The organism is Corynebacterium durum (assembly GCF_030408675.1).
In the GTDB taxonomy this organism is placed as follows: domain Bacteria; phylum Actinomycetota; class Actinomycetes; order Mycobacteriales; family Mycobacteriaceae; genus Corynebacterium; species Corynebacterium durum.
The window spans coordinates 523,040-547,447 of record NZ_CP047200.1 but is presented as its reverse complement, the minus strand read 5'-3'; the positions used below and the strand labels follow the sequence as shown (position 1 = coordinate 547,447).

At 56.3% G+C, this 24,408-nt stretch carries 22 protein-coding genes and 1 pseudogene; 12 read left to right on the top strand and 11 right to left on the bottom strand.

The features are described from left to right. Window positions 1-6: 6 nt before the first annotated feature. Both CDUR_RS02530 and CDUR_RS02525 read left to right on the top strand, forming a co-directional pair. Window positions 7-477: a tRNA (cytidine(34)-2'-O)-methyltransferase gene (locus CDUR_RS02530; RefSeq protein ID WP_179418864.1), complete on the top strand. Its 471-nt coding sequence runs from the start codon at window positions 7-9 to the stop codon at window positions 475-477. A gap of 24 nt (window positions 478-501) precedes the next feature. After that, window positions 502-1,437, top strand: coding sequence for a CPBP family intramembrane glutamic endopeptidase (locus CDUR_RS02525; RefSeq protein ID WP_179418863.1), 936 nt, complete (start codon window positions 502-504; stop codon window positions 1,435-1,437). Here the strand turns inward: CDUR_RS02525 and CDUR_RS02520 are convergent. The 5 genes from CDUR_RS02520 to CDUR_RS02500 form a co-directional block, all read right to left on the bottom strand. Beyond that, window positions 1,387-2,055, bottom strand: coding sequence for a metal-dependent transcriptional regulator (locus tag CDUR_RS02520; protein WP_179418862.1), 669 nt, complete (start codon window positions 2,053-2,055; stop codon window positions 1,387-1,389). The two genes, CDUR_RS02525 and CDUR_RS02520, sit on opposite strands and share 51 nt — an antisense overlap. 61 nt (window positions 2,056-2,116) lie before the next feature. Continuing rightward, a complete protein-coding gene (locus CDUR_RS02515) occupies window positions 2,117-2,974 on the bottom strand; it encodes a metal ABC transporter permease (RefSeq protein WP_179418861.1) in 858 nt (285 codons plus the stop codon). Then, window positions 2,974-3,852, bottom strand: a complete 879-nt coding sequence (locus tag CDUR_RS02510; protein ID WP_179418860.1) for a metal ABC transporter permease — start codon at window positions 3,850-3,852, stop codon at window positions 2,974-2,976. Before CDUR_RS02510 ends, CDUR_RS02515 begins: the two co-directional genes overlap by 1 nt. Continuing rightward, window positions 3,842-4,546, bottom strand: coding sequence for a metal ABC transporter ATP-binding protein (locus CDUR_RS02505; RefSeq protein ID WP_179418859.1), 705 nt, complete (start codon window positions 4,544-4,546; stop codon window positions 3,842-3,844). The genes CDUR_RS02510 and CDUR_RS02505 overlap by 11 nt, the downstream gene beginning before the upstream one ends. 27 nt (window positions 4,547-4,573) lie before the next feature. Next, on the bottom strand, window positions 4,574-5,695 hold the full coding sequence (locus tag CDUR_RS02500) for a metal ABC transporter substrate-binding protein (RefSeq protein ID WP_179418858.1): 1,122 nt from the start codon (window positions 5,693-5,695) through the stop codon (window positions 4,574-4,576). A 258-nt stretch (window positions 5,696-5,953) separates the two neighbouring features. Here CDUR_RS02500 and CDUR_RS02495 point away from each other — a divergent pair. The 4 genes and pseudogenes from CDUR_RS02495 to CDUR_RS02480 form a co-directional block, all read left to right on the top strand. Beyond that, a pseudogene (locus CDUR_RS02495) lies at window positions 5,954-6,289 on the top strand (PTS sugar transporter subunit IIA); the annotation flags it as partial. A gap of 171 nt (window positions 6,290-6,460) precedes the next feature. After that, window positions 6,461-7,807 (top strand): PTS mannose transporter subunit IID, encoded by a 1,347-nt coding sequence (gene manZ / locus CDUR_RS02490; RefSeq protein WP_290208104.1) that lies wholly within the window; start codon window positions 6,461-6,463, stop codon window positions 7,805-7,807. A gap of 208 nt (window positions 7,808-8,015) precedes the next feature. Next, window positions 8,016-8,822, top strand: a complete 807-nt coding sequence (locus tag CDUR_RS02485; protein ID WP_179418857.1) for an HAD-IIB family hydrolase — start codon at window positions 8,016-8,018, stop codon at window positions 8,820-8,822. Beyond that, a complete protein-coding gene (locus CDUR_RS02480; RefSeq protein ID WP_179418856.1) occupies window positions 8,815-9,231 on the top strand; it encodes a hypothetical protein in 417 nt (138 codons plus the stop codon). Before CDUR_RS02485 ends, CDUR_RS02480 begins: the two co-directional genes overlap by 8 nt. Here CDUR_RS02480 and CDUR_RS02475 read toward each other — a convergent pair whose 3' ends face one another. After that, window positions 9,232-12,462 (bottom strand): error-prone DNA polymerase, encoded by a 3,231-nt coding sequence (locus CDUR_RS02475; protein ID WP_179418855.1) that lies wholly within the window; start codon window positions 12,460-12,462, stop codon window positions 9,232-9,234. Window positions 12,463-12,811: 349 nt separating this feature from the next. Between CDUR_RS02475 and CDUR_RS02470 the strand changes: the two genes are divergently transcribed. The 3 genes from CDUR_RS02470 to CDUR_RS02460 all read left to right on the top strand — a co-directional run bounded on the left by CDUR_RS02470 (window position 12,812) and on the right by CDUR_RS02460 (window position 15,513). Continuing rightward, window positions 12,812-13,690 carry a MetQ/NlpA family ABC transporter substrate-binding protein gene (locus tag CDUR_RS02470; RefSeq protein WP_179418854.1) on the top strand — a complete coding sequence of 293 codons (879 nt, stop codon included), beginning with the start codon at window positions 12,812-12,814 and terminating at the stop codon, window positions 13,688-13,690. 66 nt (window positions 13,691-13,756) lie between these two features. Next, the gene (locus CDUR_RS02465) at window positions 13,757-14,848 is read left to right on the top strand and encodes a methionine ABC transporter ATP-binding protein (protein WP_390886541.1); all 1,092 of its coding nucleotides are present in this window, start codon (window positions 13,757-13,759) and stop codon (window positions 14,846-14,848) included. Continuing rightward, complete coding sequence (locus CDUR_RS02460) at window positions 14,845-15,513, top strand: methionine ABC transporter permease (RefSeq protein ID WP_179418852.1); 669 nt, start codon at window positions 14,845-14,847, stop codon at window positions 15,511-15,513. Before CDUR_RS02465 ends, CDUR_RS02460 begins: the two co-directional genes overlap by 4 nt. Before the next feature lies 1 nt (window position 15,514). Here the strand turns inward: CDUR_RS02460 and CDUR_RS02455 are convergent, their stop codons facing one another. After that, window positions 15,515-16,471 (bottom strand): ferredoxin family protein, encoded by a 957-nt coding sequence (locus tag CDUR_RS02455; protein WP_179418851.1) that lies wholly within the window; start codon window positions 16,469-16,471, stop codon window positions 15,515-15,517. A gap of 180 nt (window positions 16,472-16,651) precedes the next feature. On the opposite strand from CDUR_RS02455, the gene CDUR_RS02450 reads away from it, so the two are divergent. Further along, window positions 16,652-17,299, top strand: coding sequence for an AMIN-like domain-containing (lipo)protein (locus CDUR_RS02450; RefSeq protein ID WP_179418850.1), 648 nt, complete (start codon window positions 16,652-16,654; stop codon window positions 17,297-17,299). Here the strand turns inward: CDUR_RS02450 and CDUR_RS02445 are convergent. From CDUR_RS02445 to CDUR_RS02430, 4 genes are all read right to left on the bottom strand, one after another. Beyond that, window positions 17,296-18,930 (bottom strand): DNA polymerase Y family protein, encoded by a 1,635-nt coding sequence (locus CDUR_RS02445; RefSeq protein ID WP_179418849.1) that lies wholly within the window; start codon window positions 18,928-18,930, stop codon window positions 17,296-17,298. The genes CDUR_RS02450 and CDUR_RS02445 overlap by 4 nt on opposite strands. Continuing rightward, window positions 18,927-19,637 (bottom strand): DnaE2-dependent mutagenesis accessory factor ImuA', encoded by a 711-nt coding sequence (imuA', locus tag CDUR_RS02440; protein WP_290208019.1) that lies wholly within the window; start codon window positions 19,635-19,637, stop codon window positions 18,927-18,929. The genes CDUR_RS02445 and imuA' overlap by 4 nt, the downstream gene beginning before the upstream one ends. 94 nt (window positions 19,638-19,731) lie before the next feature. Continuing rightward, window positions 19,732-20,448, bottom strand: coding sequence for a LuxR C-terminal-related transcriptional regulator (locus CDUR_RS02435; protein WP_040359131.1), 717 nt, complete (start codon window positions 20,446-20,448; stop codon window positions 19,732-19,734). Between the two features lie 99 nt (window positions 20,449-20,547). Beyond that, window positions 20,548-21,759, bottom strand: coding sequence for an ATP-binding protein (locus CDUR_RS02430; protein ID WP_006062629.1), 1,212 nt, complete (start codon window positions 21,757-21,759; stop codon window positions 20,548-20,550). Window positions 21,760-21,885: 126 nt separating this feature from the next. On the opposite strand from CDUR_RS02430, the gene CDUR_RS02425 reads away from it, so the two are divergent. After that, entirely contained in the window at window positions 21,886-23,016 is a 1,131-nt protein-coding gene (locus CDUR_RS02425) for a PspC domain-containing protein (RefSeq protein WP_179418847.1), read from the top strand. A 50-nt stretch (window positions 23,017-23,066) separates the two neighbouring features. Next, window positions 23,067-24,317, top strand: coding sequence for a DUF418 domain-containing protein (locus tag CDUR_RS02420; RefSeq protein WP_179418846.1), 1,251 nt, complete (start codon window positions 23,067-23,069; stop codon window positions 24,315-24,317). The last annotated feature ends 91 nt before the right edge of the window (window positions 24,318-24,408 follow it).

Sequence of the window (24,408 nt, the reverse complement as noted above, 5' to 3'; positions counted from 1 at the left end):
CTGAACATGCCATTTGCGCACATTATCTTCGACCAGCCCTGCATCCCACCTAACACTGGTAACGCCATCCGCATGTGCGCAGGAACAGGGGCTCACCTGCACTTGGCCGGGCCACTGGGGTTCAACCTGGAGGAAAAGAACCTGCGTCGCGCAGGCTTGGACTATCACGATCTTGCGGATGTGACGGTACATGCAGATCTCGACGCCGCCCTGGATGCACTTCCCGGCGCGCGGGTCTTTGCATTCACAACTGGGGGTATGGTTCGTCACACCGACATCGCATATGTGGAGGGAGATGTGTTGTTGTTTGGCACGGAACCCACAGGATTATCGGAGACTGCGTTGGTACATCCGCGCATGACAAAGCATGTACGCATTCCCATGTTGCCGGGTCGGCGGTCCATGAATTTGTCTAATGCCGCTGCAGTGGCAGCTTATGAGGCGTGGCGGCAATTGGGTTTTCCTGGTGCTTTATAGCGTGTTGCTTATTACGATGAGTTCATGACACGCAAGGAGATTGTTTTTGTTGTTTTAAGTCTCGTATTGGCGTGGTTGGTGGCCCTGCCTTTATGGCTGTCGCAATCGCGACCCTCTTGGTTGTTGCAGGTAACCGCGCTTGGGATGATGTTAATGCCAACATTGGCGGCGATAATAGCGCACTGCATATATCGCTCTGGTAAACCGTTTATCGACGTCGCAGCGTTGCGGGGTGGAAAGCCATTGACAGTGTTGTGGTGGTGTTGCGTGGCGTCGTTTTCTCTTGTTATTCAATTGATAGCAACGATTATGGTGGGGGCATTATCCGGTGCTGGTAACTTTAGCTTTTCTGACGCAGCGGTCCACGCTCGGGTGCTTGATGCTCCAGGTATCTCTTCAGAGTTGGATCCTTCGACATTGCCACCCGCCTGGGTGTTGCTCGTCATCGCACTGGTCAGCGGTATTGTCGGAGGATTTTCGTTAAACGCAGTAGCAGGGTTGGGTGAAGAAGTCGGCTGGCGCGGCTGGTGGGCAACTCAACGCCAGGAACAGAATTTTTGGGTAAATACTATTGTCATTGGAACGATATGGGGGTTGTGGCACCTACCGATCAATATGGTTGGCTACAACTACCCTGGGGTCAATCGCGTGGCTGCTTGCAGCATGTTTGTGGTGTATTGCATATGCGCAGGGGCGCTACTGCTGGAACTGCGGAATCGTAGCCATTCGATTTATCCCGCTGCCGTTGCGCACGGCACGATCAACGGGCTTGCTGGAGTACATGTTTTGCTCATGGATTCCTCCCCGACAATGTGGTTGGTGTATTCACCGACTGGGGTAGTGGGGTGCGTCATCTTGGTCGTCATCACGCTAGTGCTGCGGCGAATACCGGCACGACCGCCACAAGCCTCAAGCATGAACGTTGATCGCCCACAGGCTGGAATGCGCGAGCGGCACTGATGCGCCATTACCGTTAACATGCACCACGCGCATTCCCGGAAAATTGTCGGTAGACACAGTAATGCGCACGCCAGGGCAAATGTTATGTTCCGCAAGGTAGCGGAGCAGTTCGGGGTCGCGGTCATGGATGCGGTCAACGGTGACGGTCTGCCCAGGTTCAATTTGGCTTAAGTCAAGTTCAGCCACGGTTTCGATGCTGCCGTGCACATCAGGAATGGGGTCGCCGTGGGGGTCGCGGGTAGGGTGACCCAGGTGGGCGTCGATACGCGCAAGCAGGGTGTCTGAAATCGCGTGTTCGAGCAGGTCAGCTTCGTCATGCACTTCGTCCCAGGTGTAGCCAAGGGTGGTGTAGAGAAACATTTCCACAAGTCGGTGGCGGCGCACCATGGCCATGGCGAATGCGTTGCCCTCTGGGGTGAGGGAAATGCCCCCATATTTTGGATGCACAAGTAACCCACGTTCGGTGAGGCGTTTAATGGCCTCGGATGTGGTGGAGGTTTTCTGGCCCATTTGCTCTGCAATTTTACCCAGCGCGGCTGGGGCACCGGTGCGTTCGCAAATATCCCACACCGTTTTCAAATAATCCTGAGTTTTTTCAGGCAAATGGGTTACATGCATAGAAATCAGTCTATCCAAGAGGCGCTTTTCCCGCCGCTAGACACGTGTATAACGTGTGCGGTCATGACGTAAAAAGCACCTTTCGCAGGCACCAACATCCGGCGTAGAACACTCCCGCTAGGACCGCGATGCAACCGCCAACGGAAAGATGCCACAACAGCGCACACCCTAAACCGACGACGCCGATGAGTGCTCCTGCTAGCGGAGCCGCGACAATCAGCGCTGTGGAGTTCTTCATCAGTGGTATCAACCCCGCTGCGGGTGCCGCGATCAGAGCGATGGACAGCACCGTCCCAATGGCCGGAATGACAGCAACCACCGTGACCACCACCATGCCGAGGATGAGCAGTTCCGCGCGGGACGCACTGAACCCGGCTGCCCGAAATCCCTGCTCATCAAAGGCATAGAACACGAGTTGCTTGCCGTAGCCCACCACGATCACCATCACCACGGCCAGCACTGCAAACGCGACGCTCACATCCAGCACGTTGACATTTAGCACTGATCCAGCCAGAAATCCCTCAATTTTCAGTGGCAGCGGGGCAAACCAGGTGTTTAAGAAGTAACCGAGCGCAAACCCCACCGTCAGCACAACTCCCGCCGCTGCCTGGGACGATTGTCCTGGGATGCGCGCCAGCGCGTACATCACACCAGCGAGGGGAACGCATAGTGCGAATGCCCCGGCGAACAGCCACAGCGACAACACATGATGATCCCCCTGAGACAAGGAACTGCCCACGACGACACCGAGGACCGCGCCGGGGAACGTGCCATGTGTGACCGATTCGGCAAAAAACACGCGGCGTTTCAGCACCGCGAATACGCCAACAAGGCCCGCCAACGCGCCCACGATGCATATTTCCACAAGGGGAAGTCTGACAATCTCCCACAGTGACGTGTGTACCAGCGATGTGTCCATTAGCGTGCCCCGATCCTGCTGCGCACATAAGCGACTGGAAGCGCGGCAAAATATGCCCCTATCACCGACAATGCCACGGCCGCCTGCGGCGATACGGGGTGCGGAGTGTCCGCGAGCATGATCTTCATACCGATCAGACCACCCGCCACCCCCACGACGATCGCGATAATCACCATGGTGCGGACCGTGCGCGCCAGCAACCGCGCTGTTGCTCCAGGAACCACCAGGTATCCCACCACCAGCAGCACCCCCACCGCTGATGCCGCTGCAATCACCACCGCAGCAATAGCAACATTGATAATAAGGTCGATGGCAAGCACATTGACGCCCTGTGCCTGCGCTTGAACACGATCAAAAGCAACAAAAATCTGCCTCTTCCACGTCACTGCCACCATCAGCAACGCGACCGCACACACAATCAGCGACTGCTCAAGACGTTGATTGGTCACCTCCAGCAGCCGACCAAACATCAACGCCTCCAACTGCCCAGACTTGTCGCCCAACCGTAGGGACAACACAATACCCAGCGAAAAAAACGAGGTCAGCACCACCGCAGTGCCAGCCTCAGAGGTATGTACCCCACGCTTTCCGACGACCGTGAGCACCACCGCCACGACGATCCCCACTAGTCCAGCACCAGGGATGATCATGTCCAGCCCACCAAACACAGCTCCCGCAACCACGCCCGGAAAAACCGAATGCACCATGGCTTCAGCATTAAACTCCAAACGACGCAGATTCACTACGACGCCCACCACCCCAGACACCACGCCCAAGGTAACAAGCATAAGGAACGGGCGAAATAGAAACGGTGCCTGGGTGAAATCACCGATGAACGGGGCGTCGAGAAGCAATATCCGGATCTGCTCAACCCACATGAGGCACCCGCCCAAACGCGCGGTCCAACAACTCGGGCGTGAAGACCTCCTGCAGCGGACCAAACGCCACTTGATGCCCAGCAAGCAACGCCACCTTGTCGCAAGTCTGCTCAGCCAAATCAAAATCGTGGGTGGATATAACGAGCGCGACACCACGGCCTTTTACCCACTGGATAATTTCCATCAAGGCGGCGCGGTTGGGCTGGTCGAGGCCGTTAAAGGGTTCGTCAAGCAGGATGATCGTTGGATCCGCAACAATCGCCCGAGCAAGCAACACGCGTTGACGCTGACCACCCGACAGCGTCCCAAAATGAACGTCCCCCCTATCAGCAAAACCCACGCGATCCAGAGCTTGAGCGATGCGCTCCTTATGCCGCCGACTCAGACGCTGAAACCACCCCAGCTCGCCATACAACCCCATGCCCACAACCTGAGCGACCGTAACAGGAAAAGTTGGGTCAAGATCAGCCACCTGCGGCACATAGCCCAAGGCACCGCGACGATCAATGCTCATCGTCCCATCCGCAAGCGCAGTGGATCCCACGATGCCTTTCAGCAATGTAGTTTTACCAGCACCATTAGGACCGATAAGCGCGAGTGCTTCACCCGGTTCCACTTCTCCCGTCACGCCAGTAAGTGACGGCGGGCCGCCGTAACTGAACGCAGCGTTATCAAAAGCAAGTGCAGCAGACATAGGGCTTCTTCCTGTTATGTGGTGGGGTTAGTACAGGTCAGCGGGCAACTCAGCAGGCGTACCACCCCAGGCATCAACCAAGGTGGACACATTGTGCACAATGGAGCCTACATACGTCTCCCCGGGACTTCCCTCCGGGCCGAGAGAATCCCCGTAGAGGGCATCATCCCCCACGATTGCCTTCACACCAGCGGCCTGCGCAATCGCCTCAATTGATTTCGAGTTGTTGGAGTTCTCCGCAAAAAGCGCTTTCGCGCCCGACTTTTTCACCTCATCAGCGGCAGCACGGATATGCTCGGCCGTGGCATCTTGCTGTTCGTTGAAGTCAGACAGGGCTGCACCGATGAACGTGACATCGTAATGGTGGGAAAAATACCCAAAAGCATCATGCGAGGTAAACAGCACCCGGCTGTCCTTCGGAACAGACTCCAGCGACTGCCGAGCCCAATCGTCCAGCTTAGTGAGACGATTCTCATACTCAGTGACATAGGGCTTGAGAACCGGCTGCTTATCGGTCAATGCCGCGCCAATGTTATGCACTTGTATCGCGGCGTTGGCAGGACTTGTCCACACGTGAGGATCGTACTGGAACTCGGGGGTGTCGCCGTGTTCCGGCGGGAAAGGCCACGGGGCGACCTGCACTTTTTCGTCCCCTTCATCAAGGGTGTACGCAGCGTCCTTCGCCTTGGCGTTGTTGGCACTGGCAACGCCGGAAGAAACCACCATGGTGCCGTGGAAACCCGAGGACGACACGGCGTCATCAAGGAAGTGCTCTAGGTCCACGCCATTCACCAGGAACAGGTCGGCGCTGCTCAGTGCCTTCATCTGATTCACAGTCATTTCATGACTATGCGCGGAGGCGTTAGGGGCAAGAAGACACGTTAAATTCAACGTGCTTGCACGTGTGCCACTATCCCCCCCGACGGTTGTAGACGTCCCCGCAGCATCCACTTTGGTGAAGGACAGTGAATCTTCTTTCTCGGCAGCCGCCCGACCGATCTGGGTGACATAGTCACAGAGTTGAGTCGTTGTGGCCACAACGTTGAGGCCATCTGACTTTTCACCAGTACTCGACGAACAACCTGCTAACAGCAACGACGATGCTGCTACAGCCCCCAAGATCACAGCCCAAGGTTGTCTAGATTTCATGAGTTCCTCCACGGCAGAAAACGCTCTTGATATTCAGTCTTCATTAGCACCATATACAGAGTTCATGTGTTTGAACAATGAAAATGGCATAATTCCTCCACGAAGCACCCCTGCAAACCCCCATACAAGCGAGAACTAAAGTTTTATGACCAAAGCCACAATTGAAGGTGAAGCGTTGTGTACCTAACATTCCGGGAATACCATGAAGCGCAGTTTAGGTGTTATTAAAGATCCCATATTCGGAATTTGGAGGACCATATGGTTGCGATTATCGTCGCGGCTCACGGGGAATCAGCCCCCGCACTACTCGGCTCCACCACCATGATCGTCGGCGATGTCGACAACGTCCACGCCGTGACCTTCGTCCCAGGCCAGGGCCCCGACGACCTCCTGGAAGCCTAAGGCAACGCCATCGGCGACAGCGACGACGACGTCCTCATCCTGGTTGACCTATTCGGTGGCAGCCCCTACAACGCGGGAGCGCGCTTCGTCGCCGAACGCGAAGGCTCCGACGTTGTTTCAGGCGTGAACATTCCCATGTTAGTAGAAGTATTTACCGCCGCCCGGCGGCCCAACGCCACCATAGACAAACTTGTCGCAAAAGCCCTCAAAGCAGGCAGCACCGGAGTACGGGCCTTCAAGGCAGGAAAACCCGCGAAACCCGCGCAGACCTCTACCCCACAGAATGCAGAAGCGGAAAGCACGGCGTCAACAAGCGAGGCAACAGAGATCGACCCCAATTTCCCCCGCGACCCCAACGCCACTATGAAGGTGGCGGCACTGCGCATCGATTCCCGCCTCATCCACGGGCAAGTCGCCGGAGCATGGGTCAGCTATGTGGCACCGCAAACACTCATCGCTGCCTCTGATAGCGCCGCGAGCGATGAGCTGCGCAAAACCTTGCTCCTCCAAGTGGGACCCGCGTCAGCACGAACAAACGTGCTGGACATCGCAAAAACCATTCGCGTGTACTTCAACCCAGAATACAAAGACATGCGAACCATGATCGTCGTTGAAAGCCCCATGGACGCACTCAAACTACTAGAAGCAGGGGTGACAGTAGACGAAGTCAACGTCGGCGGTGTCACCTTCAAACCAGGAATGACACTGATCACCGAAGCCGTCTCAGTCAACGACGAACACGTCGAAGCATACAAAGCCATCAACGATCTAGGAGTCACCATGACACTGCAACAAGTGCCAACGAGCTTGAATGAGCTTCTGAGTAAAGGAAACACAATCATGACGACAACAACCCCATCGAACGAGGTTGCAGGGCAAGACGGGGTGCCGCACCTCACAAGGCGGGATTACATATCCACCTACATTCGTTCCACATTCATGCTCGGCTCCTTCAACTTCGAGCGCATGCAAGCCATTGGCGTGTGCGTCACCATGATGCCAGCCATCCGGCGCTTTTACACCAAAAAAGAAGACCAGGCAGCCGCGCTGACACGGCACCTGGAGTTCTACAACACACACCCCTGGATTTCTTCCTCAATCTTTGGTGTCACCGCCGCCATGGAACGGCAAAAAGCAGCAGGTGAAGACATTTCCGATGCCGACATCACCAACGTCAAAATCGGACTCATGGGTCCCCTTGCCGGTGTTGGCGATCCGCTCTTCTGGGGAACCGCCCGCCCAGTCTTCGCCGCCCTCGGCGCCTCCATCGCTGCCGACGGAAACATCCTTGGCCCCCTATTGTTCTTCTTCGGCCTCTGCATCATCCGCATGGCCACCCGGTGGTACGGGTTCAAACTTGGCTACGAAAAAGGCGTGGAAATAGTCTCCGAAGCCGGTGGCAACACGCTGCGTAAACTCACGCAAACGGCGTCCATCATGGGCCTGTTTGTTATGGGGTCACTGGTGTCCAAATGGACAACTATCAACATCCCAGTGGCAATAGCTACCTACGAGAAGGACGGCAAGGAAGTCACCACTACTGTCCAAGACATCCTGGACACTCTCCTGCCTGGCCTGGCTGCCCTGCTGCTCACTTTCCTCTGCATGTGGCTACTCCGCAAAAAGATCAACGCCATCTGGATCATCTTCGGCATGTTCGCAATCGGCATCTTTGGATACTGGGGCGGAATCCTTGCTCCCGGATCCTGATCACACACTGATCGCCTGCAGTCCTGCGCTTCTCCTGCACTAACGGGGAAAGCAAGAAAAGGGAGTTGATGCATCACTGGTACCAGCCGTCATAGCTGTCGCCATATGCACCAGCTCCCTGTACTAGTTTCTTGCACTAGTTTTCCATGACTTTCCCAGGGCATAAGCCTTCACAACCACAGCACATAATCTTAGGAATACTGGAATCATGGCACCTATCAAGCTCCTCAGCAGTGACCTTGACGGCACCATCATCTTCGACCGGGCCATCGGCCCCGACAGCATTCAGGCAATTCACCAATGGCAACAAGCCGGCAACATCGCGGTGTGTTCCACCGGAAAGTCTATTGAAGCCACCCGCTTTGCACTCCGCGATAGTGGCCTCGAATTCGACTACAACGTGCTCTACACCGGGGCCGTTGTTACCGACAAGAACTACAACGTGTTGATGAGCCACACCCTGCCCAGCGCACTGGTCTCTGAGCTTGTGCAAAAACTATCAGAGGAACAAGGCATCAGCGTCTTCGCCACCACCCTGGACACCAACGATGTACGGCTCTACAGCAGCATCCCACCCGAACTCAGCACTGATATTCTGCAGTATTTCGATCCCCTAAAGTACGAGGACATTCCCCACCACACCTTCGTGGGCATTCCCATCTGGGTCAGTGCTGGCGACGAGACAGAAAAGACCATCCAACGCCTGCATACCTGGATTCTGGACACTTACGGAGATGTCCTCGACTGCCACCGAAACCAGGATTTCCTGGACATTGTGCCACCGAACTGCACAAAAGCAACTGGGCTTGCGTGGCTGATGAAGCACCTGCGAAGCACCACCAGTGCCACATACGAAACCTATTCCCTCGGTGATTCCTGGAACGACATTGACATGCACCACTGGGCCGACCACTCCGTCTCATTCCCACACTCCCCCGCAGAAATCCAGGAACTCACCGAAACTGTTGCCCCCACCGCCGCCGACTACATCCAGAGCGTTCTTGCCCATGAATAACACCCCAGAAAATGACCGACCAGGTTTCAAAGACACCTTCATTGCTGTTGGCCAACAAACCCTGTCCAAGCGGCGTACCGACTATGTGTACTCCGTAGGTGTCCTTGTCACCGGCCTGATGGTGCTGGCGGGCCTACTGTATTTTCTCACCCCCATCGCCTCCATTGTGGCGTTGGTGTGCGCCATCATTGTGATGTGGGGCCGATGGATCATCCTGCGGCAAGTCACTCAGGATTTCGCCGACATGCGAACAGCCAAAGAAGGCTACACCGCCACAGAAAACGCGGAATACCTGGAGTTTATCCGCCTCCGTGGTGAGCAAATGCTCAACGACAACAAAGCACTCACCCCACTAGCCAAACAAGAAATCACACAACTTATGGACTGGGCAGCGTCGCACACAACCTAGCTACCGAAAATCACGCGACCCACCAGCAAGTGCCTCAGCAACAGCAAGCGGCTCCAATTTATCGGCAATGAGCGTTGGAGCCCCCGTTGAATTCCGAATTATTCCGCGAATAACCAGTGCCTTTGCCGTTCCAGCCACACGCTGATACCTCGCCCACAAACCAGGAGACACCAGCACATTCATCAAACCCGTCTCATCTTCCAACCCCATGAAGGTCACGTCACTGGCGGTCTGCGGCCGCTGTCGGTGGGTCACCACTCCCGCCACAACGATTCGGGTACCGTCGGCAACCTCAAGCAAACGCGCGGCGGGGGTGATGCCGCGGGCATCGAAAAGCGAACGCAGCAACGCCATCGGTTGCTGCGTGGACGTTACCCCTGTGTGTGCCACATCGGCGGCCAACAGCTCAAACGCCGACATTCCCGGTAAGGATGGCACATCCACAGAGCTCAACCCCGGAAGCATGTCCGCACTCTCCGTCGCCGCAATCCCCGCCGCCCACTGCGCCTGCCGACGATCCACCCCGAAACACTCCAGCGCCCCCGCCCTCGCCAATGCCTCAACCTGGCGGACGCTTAACGACGCCCTCCTCGCCAGGTCCGCAATCCCGCTAAACGGAGCTTCCGCTTCAATCCGCTCGGCAGCCGCATCGCCAACGCCTTTGACCAGGTTCAATCCCAACCGGATCTGTCCACTGGGGCAATCTGACTCCTTCTTCGACTGGTTCACGCACACTGGCAGGATCGTCACCCCATGGCGGCGAGCATCAGAAATAAGCGACTGCGGAGAGTAGAACCCCATGGGCTGTGCCCGCAGCAACCCCACGCAAAACTCCGCCGGATAATAGAACTTAAACCACGCAGAGAAAAACACCAACGCCGCAAACGACTGTGAATGCGACTCTGGAAAGCCATACGCCGCAAACGCCGTCATCTTGTTCCACAACACATCCGCCACCTGGCCTTCGATGCCATTGGTCTGGAACAAACCGTCATAGAACCTTTTCTTCAACGCCGCCATACGCGCCGGGGAACGTTTCGACCCCATGGCCCGCCGCAAATTATCTGCCTCCGCCGCGCTAAACCCAGCAGCATCTTTGGCAATCTGCATGAGCTGTTCCTGAAAAAGCGGGATACCCAGTGTTTTTTCCAACGCAGGTTTAAGGCATGGATGGTCAAACGTCACGAGATCAACACCATTGCGGCGCTTAATATACGGATGCACACTTCCACCCTGGATGGGGCCTGGACGGATCAACGCAACCTCCACCACCAGATCAAAGAAAGTCCGTGGTTTGAGCCGCGGCAACGTTGCCAACTGCGCCCTCGACTCCACCTGGAATACCCCCACCGCATCAGCGCGGGACAACATGGCGTAAATATTGCTGTCAGTGAGATCCAATTCCCACAAGTTAATGGTTTTTCCATGATGCTCTTGCACCAGGTCAACCATGTGGTGCAGCGCCTCCAGCATTCCCAATCCCAGCAGGTCAAATTTTACTAACCCAGCGGAGGCGCAATCGTCTTTATCCCACTGCACCACACTACGGTTTTCCATAGCGGACCATTGCACGGGCACAACATCAGCAATGGGCCGGTCGCATATCACCATGCCACCTGAATGAATGCTGAGGTGCCTGGGGTGTCCCCGAAACTGCTCTGCCAAGCGAATAACCTGCTCAGGCGGATCCGCAGCCCGGCGCGCCCAGGCATCAATGCTTCCTTGTGGATAGCCTAACGCGCGGGCAGCATCGCGGATGGCACCGCGGCGTCGATACGTATTGACGTTGGCCACCTGAGCGGCGTAGTCCCGACCGTACCGGTTGTATACGTACTGTATGGCTTCTTCCCTGCGCCCGGATTCAATGTCAATATCAATATCGGGCGGGCCGTCACGTTCTGGGGAGAGAAATCGTTCAAACAGCAGGCCAGCGGATATGGGTTCCACGTTGGTGATCCCCAGGGCAAAGCACACTGCGGAGTTCGCGGCGGATCCGCGTCCTTGGCACAGGATGTTGTTGCCTTTGCAGAAATCAACAATGCCGCACACGATGAGGAAGTATCCGGGGAAATTGAGCTGCTTAATCACGTCTAGTTCGTAGGTGATTTGTGCACGGGCTTGTTCCCAGAGTTCAGGCGTGCGTGTGGCGTATCGCGCCTCTGCGCGCCCCCATACTGTGTGCTCCAGCCAGGACATTTCATTGTGTCCAGCGGGTACGTCAGTTGTGGGAAGCTCGGGGGCAATGAGGTTGAGGGTGAAGGCGCATTCACTGGCGATGTGCACTGTATTAGCAATCATGTCATCACTGTGCGGGAGGGGCGGGAGGGCCGCGCGGATGTGTGCCCCGTTGCGGAGCCATGTGCCCCCAAGGGGCGGGCAGTCCGCCTCCGCATTGTTCAGGTCACGGCGGTCACTGAGTGCATGTTTTGCCGCCGCGAGACGCGCATCCGCACGGGTTGCAGCGTTGGGGGTACAGCTAACAATGGTGATCAGCCCCCAGGTGGCAGCCATGTCTGTGACAAGGCGAATATTATCGGCGTCCTCTGGGATGAATCCCACGTGGCATTCTGCGATGACGTTGTTGGCACCAAACGCAGTGACGATATCTTCGGCATTGTTGGCAAGTGCTGCATTGAGCAGCACGTACCAGTGGTTATCGGCGACTCGCGCTAACTCTGTGAAATCCGGATAACGAGGTTGCCTGTTGTGGTTTCCTTGCTGCATGTGCGCCGCCGTGATGACGCGGCTGAGCCTGCGGTAGCCTTCAGGGCCACGGCACAGCACGGTCAGAACACCATTGTCTGTGCTGAGTTCCGCACCGAAAATGGTGCTTAATTTTTCTTCGGCGGCCGCTTCAGCAAAACGCATGGCACCATAGAATCCATCACGCTCTATCAAGGCCAGTCCGCTCAACCCGAGGCGTTGTGCCTGACGCACCATGTCCTCTGCCTCTGATGCTCCATTGAGGAAGTGGTAGTTGCTGTAGGCATGGAGTTCCGCGAAGGGGATGTTGGTTGTTTCTGGGGGCGCTGCTGGCATGTCCGTGTCGCGGACAAGGCTCAGGTGCGGTCTAGGCTGCGGGTCTGTATCCATCTCTGGCGCTTCACGTGCAGGTGAATGTACAGATGCAGCATCGTCAGCTGATGGTGCGGATCCTGACAGAATCTGCTCCAGTTGCGACCACCGTAGCTTTGTACCATTGAAGCCGCGCCCGGCACTATCCCACTCCATGCCTACCTCCCATAGTAACGATCACATCTACACTTTACTCGAACACATCAGCGCATAGTGACCTAATGAATATTCCGGCAATAGCATTCATCACCGCTACAAACACGAGAAATAATCCCCCACGTCCCCAGCCATCAGCCAACGGATAACATACATAATCGAAAACATGGACACCCCTCCCCAAGCAAGTCCACTATAGTGATTTATCCCACAATGAAGCCAATATAATATAGACCGAGCTGTACATATAACCACCACAATGCTACGGTAGACAACCAACTAGAAAGCTCTGTCTATATCGATAACCGCGTACGATACACCCCAAAAAACAAACCTTAAGGAATCAATCATGTCTGCACGTCGTTTCCTTCGCCGCGCCGCCGCCATCACCATTGCTAGCGCCTTCGCCGCTGCTACTCTGGTGGCATGCTCAGGCGGATCCACTGACAGTTCCACCATCCGCATCGGCACCACGGAACCACAATTAAAGTCCTGGAAAGTGCTGGAGAAAAAAGCCAAAGACAACGACATCAACATCAAACTCCAGGCATTTAGCGATTACAACGCCCCTAACCGCGCCCTGTCCGAGGGACAATTGGACGCTAACCTATTCCAGCACCTGAAATTCCTCGCCGAATACAACACAGGTGCCGAAGATGATCTCACACCCGTCGGCTCCACGCAGATCGTACCGCTGGCCATCTATTGGAAAGACCACTCATCGCTCGATGGAATTGACGGTCAAGATATCGTCATTCCCAACGACCCTTCTAACCAGGGACGCGCGATTAACGTTCTTGTACAGGCGGAACTTGTGAAACTGAAGTCCGAAAATATCGTCACCCCCACTCCTGGCGATATCGATGAAGGCGCCTCTAAAGTCAAGGTCACTCCAGTTAACGCCGCCCAAACCACATCGGCATATGGCGAGGGCCGCCCCGCGATCATCAATAACTCCTTCCTTGAGCGTGCCGGAATTGATCCCACAACAGCAGTATTCAAGGACAACCCTGATTCCCCCGAGGCCGAGCCCTACATCAATGTGTTTGTCACTAAGGCCGATAAGCAAGATGATGAGAAAATAGCCAAGCTTGTGGAACTGTGGCACGACCCAGAGGTTATTGCCGCCAACCAGGAAGATTCCAAAGGCACTGCCATTGAGGTCAACCGCCCCAAAGCAGAGCTGAAGGACATTTTGAAGCGTCTCGAAGAAGCGGAAAAGAAATAAGGCTGCTTAAACCCCGCAGCTCTCCCCCGCGCCCGCCGCGGGGTTTCCGCATTTCACTCACGCCTCATGGCTGCTTATCGACGCCCCGATAGACAGCCAGCCTCTCCCCCTACAGGAAAGAATCCCGTGACGTCTCCAGATACTCCCCAAGGAACCCGAGTCGAGTTCCGCAACCTATCCAAGGTGTTCAACCGCACCACCACCGCACTGTCCGATGTAAACCTCACCATTGAACCGGGTGAGATTATTGGCATCATTGGCTACTCTGGCGCAGGTAAATCTACCCTCGTGCGCATGATCAACGGCCTAGACACACCCACCTCAGGCGATGTACTGCTGGACGGCGTCAATATCGTGAACATGCCCGAGCGTGAACTGCGTGGCTTGCGCCGCAAGATTGGAATGATCTTCCAGCAGTTCAACCTATTTTCCTCACGTACCGCAGCTGGAAACATTGCGTATCCGCTGAAGCTGGCGGGTGTCGATAAGCACAAGCGTGAGCAACGCGTGCAGGAACTGCTTGAATTCGTGGGCCTGGCAGACAAGGGAACAAGCTACCCAGAGGAATTGTCCGGTGGTCAGAAACAGCGCGTTGGTATCGCCCGAGCTCTAGCCACAAACCCCCGTCTCCTCCTTGCAGACGAATCCACCTCGGCCCTTGATCCTGAAACCACGCACGACGTGTTGGAATTGCTGCGACGAGTAAACAAAGAGTTCGGCATCACCATCGTGGTGATTACTCACGAAATGGACGTCGTGCGCTCCATTGCTGATCGTGTTGCCGTGATGGAAAGCGGCCGTATCGTCGAATACGGCAGCGTGTACGAGGTTTTCTCCAACCCACGCACCGATGTAGCCAAGAAGTTTGTTGCCACCAGCCTCCGCAACACCCCGGATCTGGTAGAGGCGGACGATCTTCTCATCCATGAGGGACGGTTATTCACCATCGACCTCAGTGAAAATTCTGGTTTTTTCGCTTCCTCGGCTGCGGCCCGTGAAAAGGGGGTAGGCATCAGTATTGTCCACGGCGGTATCACCACCCTTCAAGGGCATTCTTTTGGCAAAGTCACGGTCCGCCTGACCGGACCGGACGATGTTATCAACGAGTTCTACGAGCGCATTTCCCGCAACACTGACATTGAGGAGATCGTACGATGATCAACGACATTCTGGAGGTTTTTTCCGGCGAAGACTTCAGCACAGCATTCGGGGAAACACTAGTGATGGTGAGCCTCACCATCCTCATTGGCGGCATAGCTGGCTTAGCACTGGGAACACTGCTCTACACCACGCGTGAAAACGGCGTACTGAGCAACAAGTTCGTCTACACAATCCTCAACATTCTGGTGAACTTTGTTCGTCCCATTCCGTTCATCATTCTGATTGCTGCCATCGGCCCCCTGACCCGCAGCGTCATTGGTACCACGATCGGTACTGAAGCCGCCATTTTCGTCATGTCCATCGCGGCCACATTTGGTGTCGCCCGCATCGTGGAACAAAACCTTGTGTCTATTGACCCTGGGGTCATTGAAGCGGCTCGTGCCATGGGCGCCTCCCCCTTGCAGATCATTGTCTCAGTGATCATTCGTGAAGCGCTCGGTCCCCTGATTTTGGGATTCACGTTCATCTTCATTGCTGTGGTTGATATGTCCGCCATGGCGGGCTACATCGGCGGCGGCGGACTTGGCGACTTTGCCATTACCTACGGCTACAACGCATTCAATCCGACAATTACACTTGCCGGCACCATCGTGATCATCCTCATTGTTCAGGTGGCGCAGCTCCTGGGCAATTTCCTGTCCAAAAAAATCATGCGCCGCTAAACTACTCGATGTCCTCCATCGGTTGTACGTCCACAACCACCCACGTGCTGCCCTGTTTGGGAGCATCCCCGCATGACGCCACAACGCCCTCCACAGGGCGTTGTTTCAGTTGTACCCGCCACACCCTCCCGTCCGAATGGGCCACGCGGCGCACCACCATTTCATCAGCCGCCATTCCGTCAACGTCCCCAGGCTCGTTGAGTTCCGCGTCCACTCGCAGAGTCCCCACGTCCAACGAGCCTTCAGCGCTGATCACCCTGTCGGCAACCACAAGCTCTGCAACCTGCCCAGGCGCATCAAAACAGCCCCGTCCGCGATTACCAGGGAGGAACATCTCACCACGGGTCGCGTGCTTCAGCATATCGATGGCAGCGGCAGAGTTGAGCCTGCCATAGGAGTATCCCCAGGGCATGAGCAGCATGGATGCCGCAAAGCGATGCCCCTTGGTGTGGGAGGACTCCCATATTTCATCACCGTAAAAACAGGTCTGCAGGGCGGCTGCTACGGGACGTCCTTTGAGGGCACAGCAGGTATCGCGTTTGCCGTGAGAACAGACGAGCAGGATGGGGTGGTCCACAGACCGCGCACCAAGGCTAGCATTCGCACCGGGACCGGAAAGATCCAGTTCAAGTATTGTTTCCGGCCCATCTACATCGAGTTCTTCCATGGCGGGCGGGGTGTCGCCATCGCCGGTGTAGATGAGATACATCTTTCGGCGGGGCCGATGTTGCCCCGCCCGCCCGGGTTTGCGGATGAGCTGCAGGCTTGCACTCCATTTTTTGAGGTGCGCCGCCACGAGTGGTGTGAGTTCTTCCCCTAACGCTTCACCGTCCAGCACGTCCCTGCCCCAGCCACGGAGGTGTTCGAGCGCCACGTAGGTCGTCCCAGTTTTTGCCGTTCCGGGAAGGGGTTCACGCACCACTTGTGAGCAACGAGTTTCAGGTGTGGTTGTGGTCATGGTGTCCACAATAGTGTGCGTCGCAGGCCGCTAGAAATCTTCCAGAAATCTGCTACAAACCACCCGAAAATCGTCCAAAAAACACCGAACGCTCACGTTTTTATCACGTTTTGTTAAAGTTTTCTGTTTTTGTACCTTTCTGAGTTTTCTACACAATTATTTGGTACTACGGTTGGGTGCATGACCGCATCCCCGGCTTTTGTTTTTGGTCGTGCTGCAGTTGCCGTCGTGGGCACTATCGTTTTTGCAGCCTGTGTGACCGCCTGTGTTGATTCAGGCACATCTACCGCCCACAGTGGTTCCGATTCTGTTGCTTCTACATTGTCCGCTTCTTCCGGTTCCGGCAGTTCCGAAACCACACCACCAGCCCCCGATGCCGGCATGCGTTCCTTGGGAAGCGCTAATACGAACCTTAAAACTCAGCGACCGGGCGCCCCGGCACAGTTAGTCGTGACGAATGTGCGCGTGGGTACTCATGAGGGGTTCGAGCGTATCGTCTTTGAGTTCCATGGGTCAGGCGACCCAGGGTGGTTCATTGATTACTCTGATTCCCCCACCCAGCAGGGCAGCGGCAGTCCCGTGGAGTACACGGGTGACACGGCATTGAACATCAATATTGATGGCACCGCATATCCATTTGAGGTGGGCATTCCTGACCCGCGGCTCAACCCCGTCCCCGGCTCAGGTGGGATTGTCACGGAAGTGGTAAGCGCAGGAACGTTTGAGGGGCGTTCACAATTCGTGGTGGGCATCAAGGGTTCCGCCAAGCCGTATTCGGTACAGGTGCTGAAGGATCCTGTGCGCCTAGTGTTGGATATTTCCTCTTAACTGTAGCTTCCTTCTATCCCCCACCGGCCTGCGCTCCACACCAGGAGCCAGGCCGTTTCACGTTTCTGTGACGCATCATCACCCGTTTCTGTCCCCGCAACGTGCAGGCGTGCGTATGTCTTTCCGTGGGGCGTCCACCAGCGTTCATCCACTCCCCATGGCCCCGCCCATCCGCATATGTCAAAGCGACGCTGGCCCCACTGCAGCGTTGCAGGCTGGGCACTCAGTTGCACGTCTTGGGTCACAATAATGGCCCGGTCATGCTGGTCGTACAGTGCCACGCATGAACCGCCGGGTTCCGCAGTTGCATACCCTTGTGCCGGGTGTGGTGCCGGTATCCGCCCAGGCCACGCCCCGTCAGGATCACGGGGGTAGGGACGTTCCTCGCCAAAGGGAACATAGTCAATACGTTCAGCAGGACCTCGCCCACCGACATGCCGTGGTTGCAGCACCGCGTCCGTACCCAGTGTTGATTGGACTCGGGCGACCACACGCTGCACCGCCGCTTCACGCTCCCCCCGTGCGCCCCACAACCCTGAGGCATCCTGTTGCGGCGCAACGCATTCGACGGGGTCAAGCTCTAGGCGGACCACACCGTCATCACTGCTTGTCGACGCCCAGTCACCCCCTGTACGCCGCGTAGTCAACCAGCCATCCAGTTGCCACCGCACCCGATCAGCCGTGGCGTGTTCTGTGAGCGCATCGCGAGTGCGCCAGGTCCGCTCCACGGTGTCACCATTCGCCATGGTGGCGCGCACCGTCAGCAGGTGGCATACCACCCCGGCGCGCGCAAGGCGTGCGTGCAGAGCGGTGGCTAGTTGGCGTGCGAGGAAGGCCGCGACGTCGACACGCACGATGGGGTCATCGGGTTCGTGCATGACGCGCAGATCATCAGTGGGAAGCGGCGGTGCGATGCTACGACTGGGGTGCGCATGGGCAATATCGTGGCAGCGCTGACCCGCCTCTCCAAAACGGGTGACCACCTTCTTGTAGGGCAAGTCCGCCAGTTCCCCAAGGGTGCGGATGCCAAGCTGCTGGAAGCTTGCCACGGTTTCGGGATCACAGCCCAAGGCTTCTTCCGCTGACAGCAGGGTGATGGACAGCGGGCGGAGGAAAGCCCGCCCTTCACCCACCCCAGGCGGAACGACCGCACCGACACGCGCGGCAATGAGTGCCGTGAACAGTTCTCCGGCAATACCCGCGCAGGAATCGATGCCTGCGGAGGCGGAGGCGTCGATAAGCAGCTGGGCCGCCGTGTGTTCCGAGCCGTGGTAACGTGCTGCCGCCCCTGCATCCACCACCGCCAAACCAGGTCGCAGTACCTCCACGCCTGCGGCGATCTGGTCCAGACCTGCGAGGATAGGTTCAAACATGCACGCGTCGCGTTCCTGGTCGTAGCCCGCGATCTCCAGGTTTGGGCAGAGCGCCTGGGCGTACCGAAGCTTCATGCCACGCCGAATCCCCATCGCCCGCGCCGATGCTGAGCAGACCCACACAACGGCACGGTTTTTCCCCTCACCTGTCACCACCCTGGGGGCTTGGTTATCGTGATGGTCTGCGCACGCCACCGCTTGGGCAGGCCAATCGGGAAACCACAACGCCAAAAAGCGCTGCTCTGATGTTACGGTCATGACACCGCTTGCAGTCCAGGCCCCGGCGATGGTTCCATCTGGGCGGCTTCCCCGCACCTGAGAAGCGTGCGTATCCGCTGATGATCGGCGCTTTTCGACGCCGCCTCTACCTCCACGTCCAGTCCCCGAATGCGCCCGCCCCCACGGTGAAGTCCATAGATCTTTGTGACCTGCGCAGACACGGTGAGTGCGGGGCTGGGAACACTGATTCCCGCAAGGAGCATTGCTGCGGAACCCTGACGCACTTTTGCCAAGAAAGGCCGAGCATTCGTGGGAGTGAGCCGACGGGGCGCGGCTGAGCGACATACCACCATATCCATCCCCTCTGCGAACACTGCGGCGACAGGCAGGGCGTCAATACCCGGATCGGGTACCGACACAATTTTTGACACATCTCCACCCGAATCGACCACACCAGCGAACAACAGATCAGCCCACCCCACCACGGCAACATACCCGCCCTGTTCCGTCACTGCCGAAATAATCTCTATCACCAACGTGGCACAGTCAGATACCTGGCTCACCGCCTTACGTGGCAAACCACCCCCAGGAAAACATCGCGCTAAACGTTCTGGCAGCTGAACTACATCGAAAAAGCGCTCCGGCGCTCCCCTATCCAGTCGAGCCGCAGCCATATCCGCCCCCACCGCAGCACCCATGACAGCCATTCGCTCACGTAAAGCGGCGATACGCCGCTCCTTTGGCAAGTCGCGCAGAGATTCATATGGCTCGCGACTTAGTCGAAACTCTGTTCTAGGCACACCTTCATTAAAATAGATCGAACAGACATGCGCAACACCCCTAGTCCAAATCCCTGGAATGCGCCCATCGAGTCAATGCATGGCGGTTAGACTGCTGAGTCTTGCGCAGAATGTTCGAAGAATGCGTCTCCACCGTCTTTACAGAAATAAACAAATCTGCCGCAATCTCCTTATAGGTGTAGCCGCGGGCAAGCAGCCTCAACACCTCCAATTCCCGGCGCGTAAGGGCATCAAGAACATCATCATCAGGATCTTCCATATCCTCATGCGCAGATTCACCAGCAGCGACTCGCTCTTCTACAGCAGCATCTTTCTCTGGAGCATCCACAACCCCCACCCCCACGTGCTTGTCTGGCGCACAAAAGGCATCCAGCACAAACCCCGCAAGCCGCGGCGAAAACACGGCGTCACCGTCGTGGACGCGGCGCACAGCGTCGATAAGCTCAGGCCCAGAAATGGTTTTGGTCACATACCCCCGGGCACCGGCACGAATAACCGAAATGACGTCTTCAGCAGCGTCAGACACGCTCAACGCCAGAAACGTCGTCGGCGTATCGACGCCCTGGATCACGGCCTGTCCTCCACCATCCGGCATGTGCACGTCAAGAAGCACAACATCGGGATGTGTTGTGCAAATACCCGCGATAGCTTCCGTGACACCACCCGCCTCACCAACAATGTTGACGGCTTGAGATAATTCCGCACGTACACCGGACCGAAAAACAGAGTGGTCATCGACAAGGAAGACAGAGAGCATACCTTCCATGCTAACGTTTCTCGCCCTCTCATGAATCCAGCATCATGCGCGATTTATCATTGTGCAGCACATACGCTTCCACGCGTGGTGAACATAACCTTACACCGGCATATCAACCACAATTTCCGTACCTTGACCAACGCCTGTTTTCACCTCAACAGTGCCGCCCGCGCGCTCGACTCGACCGTAAATGGACTCCCGGAGACCATGCCTATCCTCTCCCACCTCATCGGGATTGAAGCCCGCTCCACGGTCACGAACGTAAATCTGTATATGCTCACCCAGGGATTCTGCGTACACATTGATCTCAGCCACACCCGCGTGCTTCGCAGCATTGACCATAGCCTCGCGCGAGGCCAGCACGGCGGCCTGAGTGTGGTCATCAAGGGGATGGTCCTCCCCCACCAAAACCGGAGCGATGCGCAGGCCAAACAAGTCCTCCACTTCGCCGCACGCCAACTCAACGGCCTTAAACACAGTGGATGCCCCGCCGGAGAGATTGTCCTGCGACCCAAAAAGCCACTGGCGTAGTTCACGCTCCTGGCTTCGCGCTAAACGGGCAACCTCACTGGGTTCCTCGGCACGTTTTTGAATCAGCGCCAGGGTTTGCAGCACCGAGTCATGCAGCCTCGACGCAATCTCCTCGCGCTCGGCGGCAGCGGCAATTTCAGAACGCTCCTTGGTCAAGGCATCCCATGTGCGCAGCCACAACGGTAATCCCAGTGCAGCCACACCCAACAGGGTCAGCACGACAGCCACAAGAGTGGATCCGAATACCTTTTGGCTTTCCCAGTTTATGGTCACCAGCACAACGCCAATGCTCATGAGTAACACGCCCGCCACAATGAGAAGGGCATTATTGCCGTTCCATAGCCGGTCAAGGCCACGGTCGTAGGTGGTCCACACGACGAGTGCACCCACCCCCACCACCCCAAACGGCACAACATTCGCCCCGGCGAACCCAGTGAGGGAACTAAACGAAAGCAGCGCACCCGCAATGGCCACAACAACCAACACGAGGTAACCAGCACGATTCAGGGTGTGTTTAGTGCGGATACGCACATCATCCTGAGATATGTAGGCATTTCCGTCTGAAGCATCTCCTGGCTTGGTCCAGATCCATAGGCAGGCATAAAACAGTAAACCTGCACCACTGAGAAGGGCGAAAAATACAAGCACCAGCCGAACCAACAGGACGTCGACACGCAGTTGCTGACTCAGTCCAGCCGCAACCCCCGCCACCACGCGATCCTTTTTTGGACGTGTGAATGTGCGGTACGGGTACTGAACAGTCTGCACAGAGTTGGTCATACTCCAGATACTCTCATGCCTTCATCCCTGATGGCATCAGGGTTATCCCTTATTTCCCACAGATCGGGGAAAAATCGGGGTTTTCCCTGATGTGCAACCAGACCCCGGCAGGCCACAATAAAAACCATGAGCGATACATCAACTGCAACAGCCTCCACCACACTCCGCGACATGTGGGCCACCCGACCCGTGCGACTGCCCTCTGACCAGGGCGGGAAAGGGAAAATCGCTGGCGTGTGTGAAGGCATCGGTGTCCGTTACAACATTGACCCGATCATTGTGCGGGTGCTGTTTGTCATCGGTGTGCTCTTCGCCAACTCCACGGGCATCGCACTATACCTATTGGCCTGGGCGTTCATGCCTCGCTATTCCCTACCGATATCACCCGCCGAAGCGTTATTTGGCAACAAAAACAACAACCCTCAACTGAGAAAGGAACGCAACCTAGGAATTGCTCTTCTCATTGGGTTCCTGATCTTCAGCGGCGGTAGCGGAGGCACCTTTACCACTATCTTCATCGCCCCAGCCTTCATCGCCTACCTAGTGTTCTTCGGAGCGTGGTACTTCCTGCACACACAACACCCCACTCCACCTGCAGGATTGTTAATTGAGAAAGATACAGAAATGGACGTCAACCGACCAGAAGACCTGAAGACCTACCTCTCCACGCTCCAGCCCGTTGAAGGATTTACCGCCCCTTACTCCCCGTCCACTCCACCCGCGTGGGATCCGCTGGGAGTCGCCCCCTTCGCCTGGGATCTGCCGGAACCTACACCAGTCGTCCAAGAGAAGCCCAAGAAGAAAAAGCGTAACCCCTTTGTCGTGATCATTGCAGGCATCGTCGCTGTGTGCTCGTTGGGAACCGTGGGCATCATCATTGCCGCCGGCATGTCAGAAGGTGACGGTGGTTCCAGAAGTGGCGTGGGTGATCAGCATTACGTTGCCACTAGGGCCACCGACCTCCAAGACCACTACTCCGCAGGTGTTGGCTCTTTTAACCTCAACCTTCAGAGGTTGGAACCCCTGCCCGAAGACAAGAAAATCACCATTGATACTGGCGTGGGTGATACCGATGTGTATCTTCCCAGTACCATGCCTGTCACCCTAACCTGCACCAACGGCATCGGCGACACTAACTGCATCGCCGGAACCTACAACAACAAAGCACAAGGAAAGACCCTCACCATTGATCTCAAATCTGGGGTTGGAACGACCACCATCCACTACCCAGAAGAGCAAAAGCCAGCGGGCAACTAACACCAAGCACAACTATGTAAGTCACACGCATAAGGCATAGGAACCCCATCATGAATTCCGCAGCAGTAACACAACCCCGCATTTTGGCACCCGACGTCGCCCGAGGATTCACCATGCTCGGAATCGCCATCGCCAATGCCACCACGGCCTGGCTATACATCTCACCCGACACACCTGGATCAACAGCCGGCGGTGTTGTTGATAACAGCATCCTGGACAAAATCGCCATCATTCTTGGTTCCATATTCACCCATGTGCGTGGCCTACCTATGTTTGCCACACTGCTGGGGTACGGCGTGGGTATGATCGCCATGAGCCTGCAACGCCGCAACTACCCGCCCAAAAAGGCACGACTGGTACTAATCAGGCGCTACTTCTTCCTAGCGATATTCGGCATACTTCATCTGAGTCTGCTGTTTTTCGGCGACATCATGTTCGTCTACGGGATAATGGGCATCATCCTCGCACTGCTCTACCGCTTCAAAGATAAAACCCTACTCATCATTACTGGCGTTTTGGGCACCCTTGGCCTCATACTCACCGCCGTTATGATGATTTACATCTCAGCCGGAGGTGGATCATCCAGAACCGAGGTAATGATCTCGGCTATGCAAACTCTATCAGCACCAGATAGCTATGCTACGTTGGTCAGCCATGCCTTTACTGCATTGAGTTTTCAAATTGGCAATCTATTAACAGGATTCCTTTTCTTTTTCCCTATCATGATTCTGGGCATGGTGGCTGCCCGCCACAATGTTTTGGTACAACCCGAAAAATACAAGACACTACTCACCCGCTTCGCTATTGTCGCAGTCATTATTTCTTTCGGTGTGGGAATTCCTCTTGGACTCGCGGAAATCGGCGTCCTGCCAGAAAACACCGTGCTGCATCTCCAAAGCCTTAACCAGGTTGCTGGCATATGGGCAGGCCCAGGCATTGTCGCATCCATCGCTCTGGCCACCCTCCCCCTGCAACGACGTATCGACGCCGCCCACACCAACGACACCGAGTACATTCTGCCTGTGCCACTCCAGGCACTTATCGCTTTGGGCAAGCGGTCTATGACCGGATACCTGCTGCAATCCATTCTCTTTGTCCTGCTGACCTCTACCTTCACCATTGGCCTGGGCAGAGGCCAGGGAGCTTGGGAGGCAACGCTGATCGCCATCCTCATCTGGGCCATCACCCTGGTCATCGCCTACGTCCTCGAAAAAGCCAACCTACGCGGCCCCTTCGAATCCGTGCACCGCAGACTCTCCTACGGACGCACCGGACAACTCAACCAATTCACAACCCAATAACGGGTTGACCTTCATCACACTGTGCGCCACCACGTAAATCTCAGCCATACAATTATTGCACCGATAACTACTGCACTTGATGGTTCACCGC

What these genes read in the sequence shown, in the direction of transcription:
- CDUR_RS02530 (WP_179418864.1), top strand. Translation starts at nt 7, where the DNA reads ATGCCATTTGCGCACATTATCTTCGACCAGCCCTGCATCCCACCTAAC.
- CDUR_RS02525 (WP_179418863.1), top strand. Translation starts at nt 502, where the DNA reads ATGACACGCAAGGAGATTGTTTTTGTTGTTTTAAGTCTCGTATTGGCG.
- CDUR_RS02520 (WP_179418862.1), bottom strand. Translation starts at nt 2,055, where the DNA reads ATGCATGTAACCCATTTGCCTGAAAAAACTCAGGATTATTTGAAAACG.
- CDUR_RS02515 (WP_179418861.1), bottom strand. Translation starts at nt 2,974, where the DNA reads ATGGACACATCGCTGGTACACACGTCACTGTGGGAGATTGTCAGACTT.
- CDUR_RS02510 (WP_179418860.1), bottom strand. Translation starts at nt 3,852, where the DNA reads ATGTGGGTTGAGCAGATCCGGATATTGCTTCTCGACGCCCCGTTCATC.
- CDUR_RS02505 (WP_179418859.1), bottom strand. Translation starts at nt 4,546, where the DNA reads ATGTCTGCTGCACTTGCTTTTGATAACGCTGCGTTCAGTTACGGCGGC.
- CDUR_RS02500 (WP_179418858.1), bottom strand. Translation starts at nt 5,695, where the DNA reads ATGAAATCTAGACAACCTTGGGCTGTGATCTTGGGGGCTGTAGCAGCA.
- manZ (WP_290208104.1), top strand. Translation starts at nt 6,461, where the DNA reads ATGAAGGTGGCGGCACTGCGCATCGATTCCCGCCTCATCCACGGGCAA.
- CDUR_RS02485 (WP_179418857.1), top strand. Translation starts at nt 8,016, where the DNA reads ATGGCACCTATCAAGCTCCTCAGCAGTGACCTTGACGGCACCATCATC.
- CDUR_RS02480 (WP_179418856.1), top strand. Translation starts at nt 8,815, where the DNA reads ATGAATAACACCCCAGAAAATGACCGACCAGGTTTCAAAGACACCTTC.
- CDUR_RS02475 (WP_179418855.1), bottom strand. Translation starts at nt 12,462, where the DNA reads ATGGAGTGGGATAGTGCCGGGCGCGGCTTCAATGGTACAAAGCTACGG.
- CDUR_RS02470 (WP_179418854.1), top strand. Translation starts at nt 12,812, where the DNA reads ATGTCTGCACGTCGTTTCCTTCGCCGCGCCGCCGCCATCACCATTGCT.
- CDUR_RS02465 (WP_390886541.1), top strand. Translation starts at nt 13,757, where the DNA reads ATGGCTGCTTATCGACGCCCCGATAGACAGCCAGCCTCTCCCCCTACA.
- CDUR_RS02460 (WP_179418852.1), top strand. Translation starts at nt 14,845, where the DNA reads ATGATCAACGACATTCTGGAGGTTTTTTCCGGCGAAGACTTCAGCACA.
- CDUR_RS02455 (WP_179418851.1), bottom strand. Translation starts at nt 16,471, where the DNA reads ATGACCACAACCACACCTGAAACTCGTTGCTCACAAGTGGTGCGTGAA.
- CDUR_RS02450 (WP_179418850.1), top strand. Translation starts at nt 16,652, where the DNA reads ATGACCGCATCCCCGGCTTTTGTTTTTGGTCGTGCTGCAGTTGCCGTC.
- CDUR_RS02445 (WP_179418849.1), bottom strand. Translation starts at nt 18,930, where the DNA reads ATGACCGTAACATCAGAGCAGCGCTTTTTGGCGTTGTGGTTTCCCGAT.
- CDUR_RS02435 (WP_040359131.1), bottom strand. Translation starts at nt 20,448, where the DNA reads ATGCTCTCTGTCTTCCTTGTCGATGACCACTCTGTTTTTCGGTCCGGT.
- CDUR_RS02430 (WP_006062629.1), bottom strand. Translation starts at nt 21,759, where the DNA reads ATGACCAACTCTGTGCAGACTGTTCAGTACCCGTACCGCACATTCACA.
- CDUR_RS02425 (WP_179418847.1), top strand. Translation starts at nt 21,886, where the DNA reads ATGAGCGATACATCAACTGCAACAGCCTCCACCACACTCCGCGACATG.
- CDUR_RS02420 (WP_179418846.1), top strand. Translation starts at nt 23,067, where the DNA reads ATGAATTCCGCAGCAGTAACACAACCCCGCATTTTGGCACCCGACGTC.